Origin of the sequence: Amycolatopsis albispora, assembly GCF_003312875.1 — a bacterium.
GTDB classification, from domain to species: Bacteria; Actinomycetota; Actinomycetes; order Mycobacteriales; family Pseudonocardiaceae; genus Amycolatopsis; species Amycolatopsis albispora.
This window is the reverse complement of the sequence record NZ_CP015163.1, coordinates 3,425,671-3,439,792: the sequence shown is the minus strand read 5'-3', so window position 1 is coordinate 3,439,792 and position 14,122 is coordinate 3,425,671. Positions and strand designations below refer to the sequence as shown.

Here is a 14,122-nt window from a genome sequence, read left to right as displayed (position 1 = left end):
ATGTCTCACACTTCGACGAGCACGGTGAACGGGCCGTCGTTCACGCTGTGCACGGACATCATCGCGCCGAAGCTGCCGGTGGCCACGCGCGCGCCGCGGCCGCGCAACTCGGAAACCACTGAATCCACCAGTTTTTCCGCTATATCCCCGCGCGCGGCGTTCAGCCACGACGGCCGCCTGCCCTTGCGGGTCTCGCCGTAGAGGGTGAACTGGCTGACCACGAGCAGTGGCGCGCCGGTGTCCGCGCACGACCGTTCTTCGCGAAGAATGCGTAGTTCGTGCAGTTTCCTGGCCATCGTCGCGGCCTGTTCCTCGGTGTCGTCGGTGCGGATGCCGAGCAGCACCAGCAGGCCCGGTTCGCCGATCGCGCCGACCACCTCACCGTCGACTGTGACACTCGCCTCGGTCACCCTGGCGACCACGGCCCTCATCGGCCGGTGTCCTTGTCCACCGGCAGCAGCATGCCGTGCCGCACCAGTTCGCGGACCACCGGCAGCGCCGCCTCGGTCAGCTCCTCGGCGTCCTGGCCGTGCCCGAAGGCCAGCAACTCCAGCAGGTCGGCCAGCGGCAGCGCGCCGCGGCAACCAGCGAGCAACGCGGTCGCCAGCTCGTCCAGTTCGTGCTGCCAGCCCGGCCCGTCGGTGCGGTGCAGGCGGCGGATCGCGGTCTGCCAGCCCTCGTCGGTGGCGTTGTCGACGCGTTCGAGCACCACGGTCTCCGGCACGGTGAACCGCGTTTCCAGCAACTCCGCGTGGTGGTCGCGCAGCCAGTCCACCCGATCGAGCCACCCGGCCGCTTCCGCGCCCAGTGGATCGTCGAACGCCTGGCGCAGGTCTTCGCACACCACCGTCGGTGTGCCGCCGGTCCGGCGCAGCGTGACAAAGCCGAACCCGATGCCCTCGACGTCGTTTTCGGCGAACCAATCGAGCCAGGCACCCGCCTTGGCGCGTCCTTCCGGCGATTTCGGGTCCAGTCCGGCGTCACGCAGCCAGGTGCCGACGTACAACCCGGGATCGGCCACGTCCCGCTGCACGAACCACGCGTCGGTGCCCGCGGGCAGCCAGCGGTGCACCCGATCGGCCCAATCCTCACCGCGCACGTGCAGCCACGAAGCGAGCAGCTGGCCCACTCCGCCTTCGTTGAGGAAGGACGGCAGCTGACGCACCACGAGCGCGCTCGCGTCGTCCCCGGCGAGCCCGGAGTCGCGGTAGACGTAGTCCACCCGCGGCGGCCCGACCACGAACGGCGGATTGCAGACGATCTGGTCGAACCGGCGGCGTGCCACCGGCGCGAACCACTCACCACGCGCGAGTTCCACCTCCACCTCGTTCAGCTCGAAGGTGGCCTTGGCCAGCGCCAGCGCGCGCTCGGAGATGTCGGTGGCGGTGATCCGGTCCGCGTGACGGCTCGCGTGCAGCGCCTGCACGCCGTTGCCGGTGCCGAGGTCGAGCAGGCTGCCCACCGGACGGCGGCTGGTCGCGCGGATCAGGCTGAGCGAGGCGTGCCCGACGCCGAGCACGTGGTCCTCGGGCACCGGACCGCCGAGCACGTCGGAGTCGAGGTCGGACAGCACCCACCACGACGTGTTCTCGTCACCGTGCGGCCGGAGGTCGAGCGCGGCGCGGATGCCGTCGGAAACCCGGCGCACCAGACCGGCTTCGAGCGCGCCGTCGAGCGGCAGCGCCCCGGCGACGGCCCGCTCGGATTCGGTGGAGCCCAGCAGGAACAGCCGGATCAGCACCCCGAGCGCGCCCGCGTCCCGGCTGGCGCGGAAGGCCAGCTCCGGCTCACCGCGGCCGAGCGCGGCGTGCGCGGCACCGCCGAGCGCGTCCACCACCCCGTCGGCGTCGTAGCGGGCTTCGCGCAGCGCGTCCCGCAGGCGGGCGCGGAAGTCGGGGGAGAACTCGGGATGATCGCTCACGAGTCCGCATGATCCCACGGGCGGGGTGACTATGTTGGGCGCCATGTCTTCGGCACAGGTACCACTTTGGGTGCCGATCCTGGTGGGTGTGCTCGGTGTCGCGGGTGTGGTCACCGCGCAGGTGATCACCACGATGCGCGAAGAACGGCGGTGGCGTCGCGAGCAGCAGCGGGAGGACCTGCGCTGGGAGCGGCAGAAGGAGGAGCGCACGCACGAGGCGCGCTCCGCCGCCTACGCCGAGTTGATCGGCGTGGTCGAAGCACTGGACTTCGCGCTCTACCGGGTGCGCAAGTCGGCCAGGGACGAAACGCTCCGCGACGACCTGCGCGAGATCATTTCGAAGGCGCGGCTCGCCCTCGGACCGGTGAACCTGCACGCTCCCGAGCGGATCCGCGCGAGGCTGGCGGAGACGATGCTGCCGCGGTTCGACCTGGCCGCCGGGCTGCTGGACGGCCGCGACGACGACCCGGGGAAGTGGCGGAAGGGCCAGCGCGAGTACCGCCTGCTGCGCGCGGAAATGCGCCGTGACCTGGGCCTGGACGCGGAGGACCTGAGCCAGTGGGAGGAACGATGACCGGGGTGTTGGACGGGCTGCCGGGGCTGCTGCCGGACCTGGAGGCGCTCTACCTCGACCTGCACCGCCATCCGGAACTCGCCTTCGCCGAGCACCGGACCGCCGGAATACTGGCCGACCGGCTCGAAGCGGCCGGGTACGAGGTGCACCGGGGGATCGGGCAGACCGGCGTGCTCGGGGTCCTGCGCAACGGGCCCGGCCCGGTGGTCATGCTGCGCGCGGACATCGACGCGCTGCCGGTCGAGGAGAAAACCGGGCTCGACTACGCCAGCACCGTGCGGGTCACCGGTCCGGACGGGCAGGAGGTGCCCGTGATGCACGCGTGCGGGCACGACATGCACGCCACCTGGCTGTCCGGTGCGGCCGCGCTCCTGGCCGGTGGCCGGTCGGCCTGGTCGGGCACGCTGCTGGTGGTGTTCCAGCCCGCCGAGGAGGCGGGCGGCGGGGCCGCGGGCATGCTCGCCGACGGCCTGTTCGAGCTGGCCGGGCGGCCGGACGTGGTGCTCGGGCAGCACGTGGTGCCGGGCCCGGCCGGCTGGGTGCTCACCCGGCCGGGCGTGATCATGGCCGCCACCGACGCGCTGCGGATCGTGCTGCACGGCCGCGGCGGGCACGGCTCGCGGCCGGAGACCACGGTCGACCCGGCGGTGCTGGCCGCGTCCGTGGTGATGCGGTTGCAGACGATCGTCTCCCGGGAGATCTCGGCGAACGAGTCCGCCGTGGTGACCGTCGGCTCGATGCACGTCGGCACCACGCACAACGTGATCGCCGACGACGCGGTGATCGAGGTCAACGTGCGGACCTTCGACGACGCCGTGCGCAAGAAGGTGCTCGCCGCGATCGAGCGGATCGTGCACGGCGAGGCCGCCGCCGCGGGCGCGCCGGTACCGCCGGAGATCACCGAGATCGGCAGCTTCCCGGTGACCAGGAACGACGAGTCCGCCAACGCCGGGCTGACCGAGGCGTTCCAGGCGCACTTCGGCGCCGAGCGCGTGCTGGAAGCGCCGCTGGTCACCGGCAGCGAGGACTTCAGCGAGTTCGGCACCGCGGCTGGCGTGCCCTCGGTGTACTGGCTGGTCGGCGGCCTGGACCCGGAGCTGGTGCTGACCGCGATGGCGGCGGGCCGGTTCGAAACCGACGTCCCGTCGAACCACTCGCCGCGCTTCGCGCCGGTGCCGCATCCGACCCTGTCGGCGGGCGTGGAGACACTGGTGGTGGGCGCGCTGCACCGGCTGGCGCCCCCGGGTGTCGCTGGAGCGCGCGGAGTGGGAGCATAGGAGGGGTTGGAGGTGGTGTGGTGAGTGAACCGCGAGGCACTTCCGAGCCGGTACTGATCACCGAGGCGCAGCTCTCGTACGAGGAGCAGCACGCGGCCCGCAAGCGCAAGTACATGCTGATGATGGGGCTGCGGTTTCCGTGCCTGATCCTGGCCGGGGTCTTCTACCACACCTGGTGGCTGGCGCTGGGCCTGATCGTGCTGTCCATCCCGCTGCCGTGGGTGGCGGTGCTGATCGCGAACGACCGCCCGCCGCGCAAGGCCGAGAAGGTCAGCCGCTACCAGCGCGAAGCGCGGGCCATCGAGCCCACCGAACACCGCGTCATCGACGGCTGACCGCCTCGCCTCAGGGCTGCGCGCCCACCTTGCCCACGGCACGGGCGCCGAGGCGGACACCGGCACGCAGGGCGTCCACCTGCGACGATCCGGCCAGCCACGCCGCCAGCACGCCGGCGTCGAAGGCGTCCCCGGCACCGGTGGAGTCGATGCATTCGGCGGGCTCGGCGGGCACCGAGACCACGCCGTCGCCGTCGACCCAGCTAGCGCCGTCCATGCCCGAGGTGACCACCACCTCACCGACCGTGCCCAGCAGCGCCTTCGCCGCCGCCGGGTCGCCGGAGCCGGTCAGCGCGGCCAGTTCCGCCGCGTTCGGCATGAGCAGGTCGACCCCGCGCACGTCCTCGAGGAACTGCGCGCCGTCGGTCAGCAGCGGGGCCGACTGCGGGTCCACCGAGGTGGTCAGCCCGGCCCGCTTGGCCGCCGCCAGCGCAGCGAGACCGGCGGGCCTCGACGTGGCGTCGAGCAGCACGTATCCCGAGAGGTGCAGGTGCTGGGCACCTTCCAGCGCTTCCTCGGTGACGTCCTCCGGGCAGAACCGGGCGTTCGCGCCCCGGTCCGGCAGCATGCTGCGCTGCCCGTCGTTGTCCACCAGCACCACCACGCAGCACGTGGTCGCGTCCGGGTCCACCGCCAGCGCGCACCTGATCCCGGCGGCCTCCAGCTCCGCGCGGATCAGCCGCCCGCCCGCGTCGTCGCCGATGCGCGCGACCAGCGTCGCCTCCGCGCCGGCGGCCCGCAGCCACATCGCGGTGTTCGCGCCCGCGCCGCCTCCGGCGAACCGCACCTTCGTGCGCACGTCACCGCCGTGCAGGATGGGCCCGTCGTGCTGGGCGACCACGTCCAGCCCGGCGTCCCCGACCACGACGATCATGCGCTCAGCTCCACGGCCACCTCGGCGGCGAGCCGCACGTTCGACACCACCAGCGCCTCGTTCGCGTCCAGGCTCACCCCGCCGCTGGCGGTGTGGAAGTGCTCCAGCAGCACCGGCGTGACGTCCGAACCGAGCACCTCGCGCTCACGCAGCAGCTCGAGCCCTTCGGCGAGCAGCCGGTCGTGGAGCGCGGCGTCCATTTCGAACTCCGCGGGGATCGGGTTCGCCAGCAGCACCGCGGAACCGGTGAGCCGCCGGTGCGCGGCGACCGCGGCGGCGGCCTGCGCGGCGTCGTCCACCCGCCAGTTCACCTCGTACCCGGACGACCGCCGGTAGAACGCGGGGAACTCGCCGGTGCGGTAACCGAGCACCGGCACCGAGTTCGTCTCCAGCACCTCCAGCGTGGCCGCGATGTCCAAAATGGACTTGACCCCGGAGCAGACCACCAGCACCGGCAACCGGGACAGCGCGCCGAGATCGGCGGAGACGTCCCAGGTGGTGCTCGCGCCGGGCAGCGGCAGGTGCACCCCGCCGAGGCCGCCGGTGCCGAACACGCCGATGCCCGCGGCGTGCGCCAGCGCCGAAGTGCTCGCCACCGTGGTCGCGCCCGAACCACCCAGTGCCAGCGCCGGGCCGAGGTCGCGCCAGGACAGCTTGTCCAGCCCGGCGTCCTCGGCGCAGACCCGCTCCAGTTCGGCGGGGGAGAGGCCGATCACCGCGCGGCCGTCCAGCACGGCGATGGTGGCGGGCACCGCGCCCGCCCCGCGCACCGCGGCCTCCAGTTCGGCGGCCACCTTGAGGTTCCGGCCGGGCGGCAGGCCGTGCGAGAGGATCGTGCTTTCCAGCGCCACCACGGGATTGCCGTCGGCGAGGGCGTCGGCCACTTCGGGGGCCACGGTCAGGTAATCGGTCACAGGGGGACATCCTCACCGATCGGGCCGGTCGCCCGCCGCCCGGGTCTCGAGCACCGCCAGCTCCCTCGCCAGGTTCCGCTTCGCCGCGGCTTCCCAGCGTGACCGCCCGGCCGCGGTCCGGTACAGCGGGTCCCTGCCCAGCAGGCTCGCCAGCACCTTGGCCCGGCCGGTGACCCAGTCCGCGTCGGACACCGCCGCGTACTCGGCACGCACGCTCCGCGAGTACTCGTCGTAGGCGGCGTCCGAGGCGCCGAGGGTGGCGAGATCCGCGTCCAGCAGCGCCGACGCGGCCAGGTCCTCGGCAGGCGCGTCGTGCCCGAGCGTGGTCAGCACCAGTTCCTCCACCCGGAGCACGTCGGAGGCGGCGAGGCCGGCGGCCTCCAGCCAGCTCACCGCCCAGTCCGCGCTGTGGCGCTCGTCGTGGCCGGGGTTGGCGTCGTAGACCACGTCGTGCGCGCAGGCCGCGAGCGCGACCAGCGCCAGGTCACGGGCGTCGAGCCCCAGCTCGGCGCCGATTTCCCGGCTTTCGCGGACAACGGCTTCGAGGTGCTCGGTGGTGTGGTACCGCCGGTGCGGCTGCGCGTACCGGGCGGCCAGGTCGGCGGCCGCCCGGGCGCCGGCTTCGAGGTCGCCGCCGAGCGTGACCAGTGCCTGCAGCCAGGCCTCCCTGGCGTTCAGTCGAAGATCCCGCGTGCCTTGGCCACTTCGTGCAGCCAGCCTTCGAGTTGCTTCTCCCACGGCACCCGCTCGAGGTTCGCGTGGTCGACCTTGAACGAGCCGAGGAACTCCTGCCCGCGCCCGCCGAAGCCGCCGGTCTTGCTCACCCGGACCCGCTTGACCACCTCGAGCACCACGGTGGTCTCGGTCGGGTTCGACAGGAAGGTGACCGCCACCGAGTCGAAGACCGGCGCGAACCGCGGTGACGGGCTGAACCGGATCTCCTGGAAGAACGGCAGCTGCTGGGTGACGCCGTTGATCCGGCCCTTCTCCAGCGCCGCGCCGGCGAAGGTGAAGCCGATCCGGCTCATCGCGTCGAGAATGCGCTTCTGCGCGGGCAGCGGCTCGACCGAGGCGGCGTCCACGTCACGCGGGTCCGACACGCTGCCCGCCAGGTCGAGGCTGGTCTGCACGCCGACCGCGATCCCGGCCAGCGGCTTGCCGAACACGCTGCTGATCGGCGTCTCCCACGGCAGCGCGATCTCGAACGGCAGCCGGACCTGCTGGCCGGGCCGGATGACCTCGTTGCCTGCCAGGTGCTGGTCGCCGAAGCCGAGGTCGCCGATCTCCGGCTCACCGCGGTCCGACGGGATCTCCACCCTGGCGATCAGCCGGATGCCCAGCGCGTTGATCTCCTGATCGACTTCCCCGCCGAACAGCAGAACCTCACCGCGGAGCGGACGGCCCGGCTGGACCGCGCGCTCGGTCAGCCGCGCGTCGAGCCGCGCGCCACCGGAGCCGAAGCTGGCAAGCACCTTCTGGAACATGGCGCCGATACTGCCATTATGGAGGGGTGAGTACGCAGACCTTGCCGGAAGTCGACACCCGTCCAGAGGGCACCGACACCACGGACGACGACGCCCCGAAGATGTTCCACTACGTGAAGAAGAACAAGATCGCCGAAAGCGCGGTCATGGGCACTCACGTGGTGGCGCTGTGCGGAGAGGTGTTCCCGGTGACGAAGTCGCCGAAGCCGGGTTCGCCGGTGTGCCCCGACTGCAAGAAGATCTACGAGGGCCTGCGCCCCGGCGGCGACGACTGAGCCCTTCGATGTCACGAATGTGGCTTTCGAGACGCAGAACGTCCCGAAAGCCACATTCGTGACACTCGGCCCTAGTGGGCGCCCGCCAGTTCGGGTGCCTCGGTGCGGGGCGCCTTCTTCGCGCGCCGCCGTTCCTTGCCGCCCTCGACCATGGTGTACAGCGTCGGCACCAGTACCAGCGTCAGCACCGTCGAGCTGACCAGGCCGCCGATCACCACGATCGCCAGCGGCTGCCCGATGAAGCCGCCCTGCCCGGTCAGCCCGAGCGCCATCGGCACCAGCGCGAAGATGGTCGCCGCCGCGGTCATCAGGATCGGCCGCAGCCGCCGCCTGCCGCCCTCGACCACCGCCTCAGCCACGCCCATGCCCTCGTCGCGGTACTGGTTGACCAGGTCGATCAGCACGATCGCGTTGGTCACCACGATGCCGATCAGCATCAGCATGCCGATCAGCGCGGGCAGCCCCAGCGCGGTGCCGGTGAGCAGCAGCAGGCCGAGCGCGCCGGTGGCCGCGAACGGGATGGACACCAGCAGGATCAGCGGCTGCACCAGGCTGCGGAAGGTGGCCACCATGATCAGGAAGACGATCGCGATCGCCGCCAGCATGGCCAGCCCGAGTTCGGCGAAGGCCTCGTTCTGCTCCTGGCTGACCCCGCCGAGCGAGTAGGCCGCGCCGCCGGGCAGCGAGAGCGCGTCGAGCTTCCCGGTCAGCTCCTGGGTCACCGCGGACAGGTCGGAGCCGGTGGTCTTCGCCGAGACCGTGGTGCTCAGCTCACCGTCGGTCCGCTTGACCTGGGTCGGCCCGTCCACCGTGCGCACGGTTGCCACCTGGTCCAGCCGGACGATCCCGGTCGCGGACGGCACCGGCAGCGCGGCGACCGCGGCCGCGTCGGCGGGCCGGTCGCCGGTGCGCAGCACCACGTCGGTCCGGGTGCCGTCGACCGGCAGCTGCGCCACCGTCTGCCCGGCGATGGCCTGGTTCGCCAGCTGCCCGATGGTGGTCGCGCTCAGCCCGCGCCGGGCCGCCTCGACCTGGTTCACCTCGATCTGCACGCGCGGCATGCCGGTGGCCAGGTCGTTGGTCACCGCGATCAGCCCGGAGACCTCCCCGAAGGCCCGTTCCACCGCGTCGGCGGCCGGGCGCAGCGCGGCCTCGTCCGGCGCGGTGACGGTCACCGACACCTCGTCCGACGCCGGACCGGCGGCCGGGCCGCCGAACTCCAGTTCGCCGAGGCCCGGCTGCGCGTTCAGCGTGTCACGCAGGCGGTTCTCGAAAGCGTCGAGATCGGTGCCCTCCTTGACCGTGATGCTGATGGTGCTGGTGTTCGCCCCGCCACCGCCGAACATCGCGGCGAGCGGGTCGTTGCCCACGGTGACCTGGTACTTGTCCACCTCGCCGGTGGCCGCGAGCGCCTGCTCGACGCGGATCGCGGCCTGTTCGCGGGTTTCCAGGCTGGTGCCCGGCTCGAACTTCTGGCTGAGGCTGGTCGTGGTGGTGGCGCCGTCGTCGAGGAAGTTCGTCTCCAGCTTCGTGGTCAGCCCGATGGTGCCCGCGAAGATCAGCAGGGACAGCAGCACCACGGTCAGCCGCCGCCGCGTGGCGAACCGGATCACCGGCACGTACATCCGCTGCAGCAGCCCGCGCCGCTCCTTCTCCAGCGCGCGCTGGAGGTTCGCCTCGGCTTCCTCCGCCGACGCCGCGGCCTTCGGCGGCTTGAGGAACCAGTACGCCAGCACCGGCACCACGGTCAGCGACACCAGCAGCGAGGCCAGCAGCGCCACGGTGACGGTCAGCGAGAACGGCGTGAACAGCTCACCCGCCATGCCGCCGACAAAGGCGATCGGCAGGAACACCGCGACCGTGGTGAGCGTGGAGGCGGTCACCGCGCCCGCCACCTCACGCACGCCGTTGAGCACGGCGCGTTGCTTGCCTTCGCCGTAACCGAGGTGGCGCTTGATGTTCTCCAGCACCACGATCGAGTCGTCCACCACGCGCCCGACCGCGATGGTCAGCGCGCCCAGGGTGAGCAGGTTGAGCGAGAGGTCACCGGCCCACAGCGCGAGCAGCGCCACCACCACCGACAGCGGGATGGACACCGCGGTGACCAGCGTGGAGCGCACCGACAGCAGGAAGAGCAGGATCACCACGACCGCGAAGGCCAGCCCCAGCAGGCCCTCCGTGGTCAGCCCGCTGACCGCCTCGGCCACCTGCGGGCCCTGGTCGAAGACCGGGGTCAGCTCGGCGCCGACCTGCCGGCTCAGCTCGGGCAGCTTCTCCGCGACCGCTTCGGACACCGCGACCGCGCTGCCGTCGGCGACCATGGTGACGTTGATGCCCAGGCTCGGCTTGCCGTTCGTGCGCGTGATCGACCCGGCCTCGGCGGTGGTGGCTTCCACGCTCGCCACGTCACCGAGCTTCGCCCTGGGGGAGAGCTGCAGCTCGCGCAGGCTGTCCACGGTGACCGGCCCGCCGCCGACCTCCACGCTGAGCGTGCGTTCGCCGTCCTCGACCGTGCCCGCCGGGACCGCCACCCCGGCCGTCTTGAGCGTCGTGGCCAATGCCGTCGGGTCCACGCCCGCGGCCGCGAGCTTGACGTAGTCGACGTTGATGGTGACCGTTTTCTCCTGCGCACCGGTGACGTCAACGTCACGCACGTCGGTGATCTTGCGCAGTTCGGGCACCACTTCGCGGTTCAGCCGCTCGGCGAACTGCTGCTGGTCGCCGGGTGCGGAGGCGGCCAGCATGACCACCGGGATGTCGTCGGTGCCGCCGGCGCTCACCGTGGACTCGCTGTTGTCCGGCAACTGCGGGCGCAGCCGGTTGACCGCCTGCTGCAGCTGGTTCACCGAGGCGTCGATGTCGGTGCCGTAGGCGAACCGGACGACCACCGTGGACGCGCCCTCGGCGGAGGTGGAGGTGATCCGCTCCACGCCGGTGATGCCCTGGATGCCGCCCTCGATCGGCTGCGTGAGCTGCCGGTCCACCGCGTCGGGTGACGCACCCGGGTACGGGGTCACCACCAGCGCGCTCGGCAGTTGCAGCGACGGGTAGAGCTGTTGCTTGAGCTGCGGCAGCGCGAGCGCGCCGAAGCCGAGTACCAGTATCGCCAGCAGCCCGATCAGGCTTCTGTTGCGGAGGCTGAGCTTGGCCAGCGCGGACATGACGGAGAACCCCCTGGATGCGGATGACTCGCCACGCCATCGCGCGGCAGGCCAAAGCTTGTCAGCGCGGGGGGTACCGGCGGCTCAACCCGGGAGTGGATTCACGTCCTACTTTGGGATGAGGGCGGGGTTTCGGCCGGTCGCGGCGGGTGGTCGGCCGGTGCTTCCCGGTCACCTTCGGGCTCGGGGTCCTGGCGGTCCTCCTGCTTGCGCGGGCGCCGCAACGGGATGGTGGTCCGCTCCCAGAGCTTGCGGCCCTCCTCGGTGCGCAGGCGCTCGCTGGCCCGCTCCATCTCCAGCCGCCGCCACTTGCGCCGCTGCCGCCGGGTCATCTTGGCCGGCCACAACTCCTGGATGGCGCTGTTGAAGTAGGCGCCGCCGACCACCGCGAGCCCGATGAAGAAGGTGAACAGCAGGAAGGCGATCGGCGTGGCCAGCGCGCCGTAGGTGTAGCCGGTGGTGGTGATCCACGAGATGTAGATCCGCAGGCCCACACTGGACAGCAGGAAGATCGCCATCGCCAGCACCGCGCCCGGCAGGCCCCGGTGCCACGGCAGCTTGCGCGGCAGCGCCAGCTTGTACAGCGTGGCCAGCGCGAGCACCAGCAGCGCGCCGAGCACCGGGAAGTACAACGTGCCGATCCACTCGCGCACGGTCGGCTGCCATGGATCCGGGAAGAACTCGGGCAGCAGGTCCGGCCCGATCGCGATCACCGGCAGCCCGACCACCAGGAACACCAGCATCACCAGGTAGAGCAGCAGCGCGAAGATCCGCTGCCAGACCTCGTTGCGCACGCCGTACTGGCCGTGCGCCACGGTGATCGCGTCGACGAACGAGGACATCGCCGAGGAACCCGCCCACAGCGAGATCAGGAAGCCGATCGAGACGATCTCGCCCTTCCCGATGGTCAGTATGTCGTTGACCGTCGGCTCGATGATCCTGGTGACCACGTCGGAGCTGAAGATCTGCGCGCAGAAGGCGATGATCCGGTCGTGCACGGCGGTCACCACGCCCTGGCCGAACCAGTCGCCGATGAAGCCGAGGCTGCCGAGCAGGCCGAGCAGCAGCGGCGGCAGCGAGAGCGTCTGCCAGAACGCGGCCTCGGCGGACTCGGAGAAGATGTTGCCGTCCCACGCCTTGTTCAGCGTGCGCTGGATCAACCGCAGCGGCCGCTTGCGGGCAGGCGGGGGCGCCGGAGCCCGCTCGGCGTCCGGGTCCGGGTCTGCGGCGTCCTCGGCTGTGTTCATCTTCACCCTCAAGCATGGTGCATTCGGGCGAATTTGGCTCGTGGGGGCCCGAGTTGCCCGCCTGTGTTCGCCGTCTCGCCACTTCCGGCCGTGGCGCGGCACGAAGTTGTCGGGGGCGGCGGGTAAGCTCGTCGGAGCCTCCGCAGCGGTGCCACGCGGGGGCGTTCGCATGTAGCCGCACGGGTAGCACGCCCGAAGCGCCACCAGAGGGGAGTTGGACCTTCTTGTCGGAGACGGCCCAGCACGATCGGGCGGCCGCCGGTTTCAGTGCTCCGCCGCCCGGCCAGGACACCACGGCCCGGCCGCTGCGTGCCTGGCAGCGACGCGCGCTCACCAAGTACCTGACGACCAAGCCCAAGGACTTCCTCGCCGTGGCGACGCCCGGTGCCGGCAAGACCGTCTTCGGCCTGCGCATCGCCGCCGAGCTGCTGTCCGACCGCACCGTCGAGGCGGTCACCATCGTCACGCCCACCGAGCACCTCAAGCACCAGTGGGCGGCCTCGGCCGCGGCGGCGGGCATCGCGATCGACTCGAACTTCCGCAACACCACCGGCGTGACCTCGTCGGACTACCGCGGCGTCGCGGTCACCTACGCGCAGGTCGCCGCGCACCCGACGATGCACCGGGTGCGCACCGAGAACCGCAAGACGCTGGTCATCCTGGACGAGATCCACCACGGCGGGGACGCCAAGTCCTGGGGTGACGCGGTCCGCGAGGCGTTCACGCCCGCGGTGCGCAGGCTCGCGCTGACCGGGACGCCGTTCCGCAGCGACGACTCGCCGATCCCGTTCATCACCTACGAGCCCGACGGCGAAGGCGCCATGCGCAGCCGCGCCGACCACGCCTACGGCTACTCCGACGCGCTCGCCGACGGCGTGGTGCGGCCGGTGGTCTTCCTCGCCTACTCGGGGGAGGCGTCGTGGCGCACCAGCGCGGGTGACGAGTTCACCGCGCGCCTCGGCGAGCCGCTGACCGCCGAGCAGAACGCCCGCGCCTGGCGCACCGCGCTCGACCCGGCCGGTGAGTGGGTGCCCGCGGTGCTGCAGGCCGCCGACACCCGGCTGAGCCAGGTCCGCACCACCATGCCCGACGCCGGTGGCCTGGTCATCGCCACCGACCAGGATTCCGCCCGCGCCTACGCGAAGATCCTGCAGCGGATCTCGGGGGAGGCGCCCGCGGTGGTGCTCTCCGACGATCCGAAGGCCTCCGCGCGCATCGGCGAGTTCTCCGAGTCGACCGATCGCTGGCTGGTCGCGGTCCGCATGGTGTCCGAGGGCGTGGACGTGCCGCGGCTGGCGGTCGGGGTGTACGCGACGAGCGCGTCGACGCCGCTGTTCTTCGCGCAGGCGATCGGCCGGTTCGTGCGTGCCCGCCGCCCCGGCGAGACGGCGAGCGTTTTTGTGCCGAGCGTGCCGGTGCTGCTGGAGCTGGCCAGCGAGCTGGAGGTCCAGCGCGACCACGTGCTCGGCAAGCCGCATCGGGAGAAGGACGGCTGGGACGACGAGCTGCTGGTCGCCGCCAACCGCACCGAGGACGAGCCGGGCGAGGAGGAGAAGGCGTTCACCTCGCTGGGTGCCTCCGCCGAGCTGGACCAGGTGATCTACGACGGCAACTCGTTCGGCACCGCGGTGTTCTCCGGTTCCGACGAGGAGCAGGAGTACCTGGGGCTGCCGGGCCTGCTGGAGCCGGACCAGGTGCGCGCGCTGCTGCGCAAGCGCCAGGAGGAACAGCTCGCCGACGAAAAGCGGCGCAAGCCGAAGGTCGAAGCCGCCCCGCCGGAACCCAAGCCCCGCACGGTGGCCGAGCGCCTCGGCGCGCTGCGGAAGGAACTGAACGCGCTGGTCGGCATGTACCACCACCGCACCGGGAAGTCGCACGGCCAGATCCACAACGAGCTGCGTGCCGCGTGCGGTGGCCCGCCCACCGCCATGGCCACGCTGGAACAGCTGGAAGAACGCGTCGTCACCCTGCGCTCCTGGTAACCCCCGCGCGCCCCGGGGCGCGGTGCAACCGCCGCGGGCCCCTCCTTGCCTTGATGTCACGAATGTGGCTTTCGAGAC

The 14,122-nt window shown here is 71.7% G+C and carries 13 protein-coding genes; 5 read left to right on the top strand and 8 right to left on the bottom strand.

What is annotated here, in order from left to right; genetic code table 11:
- Window positions 1–5: 5 nt before the first annotated feature.
- Both dtd and A4R43_RS15980 read right to left on the bottom strand, forming a co-directional pair.
- Window positions 6–431 carry a D-aminoacyl-tRNA deacylase gene (gene dtd / locus A4R43_RS15985; RefSeq protein WP_113693049.1) on the bottom strand — a complete coding sequence of 142 codons (426 nt, stop codon included), beginning with the start codon at window positions 429–431 and terminating at the stop codon, window positions 6–8.
- Entirely contained in the window at window positions 428–1,966 is a 1,539-nt protein-coding gene (locus tag A4R43_RS15980; protein ID WP_113693048.1) for a DUF7782 domain-containing protein, read from the bottom strand. The genes dtd and A4R43_RS15980 overlap by 4 nt, the downstream gene beginning before the upstream one ends.
- Between A4R43_RS15980 and A4R43_RS15975 the strand changes: the two genes are divergently transcribed.
- The 3 genes from A4R43_RS15975 to A4R43_RS15965 are packed head-to-tail and all read left to right on the top strand — an operon-like array spanning window position 1,965 to window position 4,107.
- Complete coding sequence (locus tag A4R43_RS15975) at window positions 1,965–2,495, top strand: hypothetical protein (RefSeq protein WP_162788491.1); 531 nt, start codon at window positions 1,965–1,967, stop codon at window positions 2,493–2,495. The genes A4R43_RS15980 and A4R43_RS15975 overlap by 2 nt on opposite strands.
- Window positions 2,492–3,772: an amidohydrolase gene (locus A4R43_RS15970; RefSeq protein WP_113693046.1), complete on the top strand. Its 1,281-nt coding sequence runs from the start codon at window positions 2,492–2,494 to the stop codon at window positions 3,770–3,772. The genes A4R43_RS15975 and A4R43_RS15970 overlap by 4 nt, the downstream gene beginning before the upstream one ends.
- A gap of 20 nt (window positions 3,773–3,792) precedes the next feature.
- The gene (locus A4R43_RS15965) at window positions 3,793–4,107 is read left to right on the top strand and encodes a DUF3099 domain-containing protein (RefSeq protein ID WP_236809049.1); all 315 of its coding nucleotides are present in this window, start codon (window positions 3,793–3,795) and stop codon (window positions 4,105–4,107) included.
- A 10-nt stretch (window positions 4,108–4,117) separates the two neighbouring features.
- Here the strand turns inward: A4R43_RS15965 and A4R43_RS15960 are convergent, their stop codons facing one another.
- Genes A4R43_RS15960 through A4R43_RS15945 form a run of 4 tightly spaced genes read right to left on the bottom strand, consistent with a single transcriptional unit; the run spans window position 4,118 to window position 7,379 of the window.
- Window positions 4,118–4,981 carry a carbohydrate kinase family protein gene (locus A4R43_RS15960; protein ID WP_113693044.1) on the bottom strand — a complete coding sequence of 288 codons (864 nt, stop codon included), beginning with the start codon at window positions 4,979–4,981 and terminating at the stop codon, window positions 4,118–4,120.
- Entirely contained in the window at window positions 4,978–5,895 is a 918-nt protein-coding gene (locus A4R43_RS15955) for a pseudouridine-5'-phosphate glycosidase (protein WP_113693043.1), read from the bottom strand. Before A4R43_RS15955 ends, A4R43_RS15960 begins: the two co-directional genes overlap by 4 nt.
- A 12-nt stretch (window positions 5,896–5,907) precedes the next feature.
- Window positions 5,908–6,633, bottom strand: a complete 726-nt coding sequence (locus A4R43_RS15950) for an HD domain-containing protein (RefSeq protein WP_335645159.1) — start codon at window positions 6,631–6,633, stop codon at window positions 5,908–5,910.
- Window positions 6,570–7,379 carry a sporulation protein gene (locus A4R43_RS15945; RefSeq protein ID WP_113693042.1) on the bottom strand — a complete coding sequence of 270 codons (810 nt, stop codon included), beginning with the start codon at window positions 7,377–7,379 and terminating at the stop codon, window positions 6,570–6,572. The genes A4R43_RS15950 and A4R43_RS15945 overlap by 64 nt, the downstream gene beginning before the upstream one ends.
- Window positions 7,380–7,405: 26 nt before the next feature.
- Between A4R43_RS15945 and A4R43_RS15940 the strand changes: the two genes are divergently transcribed.
- Window positions 7,406–7,654, top strand: coding sequence for a DUF3039 domain-containing protein (locus A4R43_RS15940; protein WP_113693041.1), 249 nt, complete (start codon window positions 7,406–7,408; stop codon window positions 7,652–7,654).
- A 71-nt stretch (window positions 7,655–7,725) separates the two neighbouring features.
- Here the strand turns inward: A4R43_RS15940 and A4R43_RS15935 are convergent, their stop codons facing one another.
- Both A4R43_RS15935 and A4R43_RS15930 read right to left on the bottom strand, forming a co-directional pair.
- Complete coding sequence (locus tag A4R43_RS15935; protein ID WP_113693040.1) at window positions 7,726–10,815, bottom strand: efflux RND transporter permease subunit; 3,090 nt, start codon at window positions 10,813–10,815, stop codon at window positions 7,726–7,728.
- Window positions 10,816–10,916: 101 nt separating this feature from the next.
- Window positions 10,917–12,062, bottom strand: coding sequence for a YihY/virulence factor BrkB family protein (locus tag A4R43_RS15930; RefSeq protein WP_113697641.1), 1,146 nt, complete (start codon window positions 12,060–12,062; stop codon window positions 10,917–10,919).
- 224 nt (window positions 12,063–12,286) lie between these two features.
- Here A4R43_RS15930 and A4R43_RS15925 point away from each other — a divergent pair, with 224 nt between their 5' ends.
- Window positions 12,287–14,044: a DEAD/DEAH box helicase gene (locus A4R43_RS15925; protein ID WP_113693039.1), complete on the top strand. Its 1,758-nt coding sequence runs from the start codon at window positions 12,287–12,289 to the stop codon at window positions 14,042–14,044.
- The last annotated feature ends 78 nt before the right edge of the window (window positions 14,045–14,122 follow it).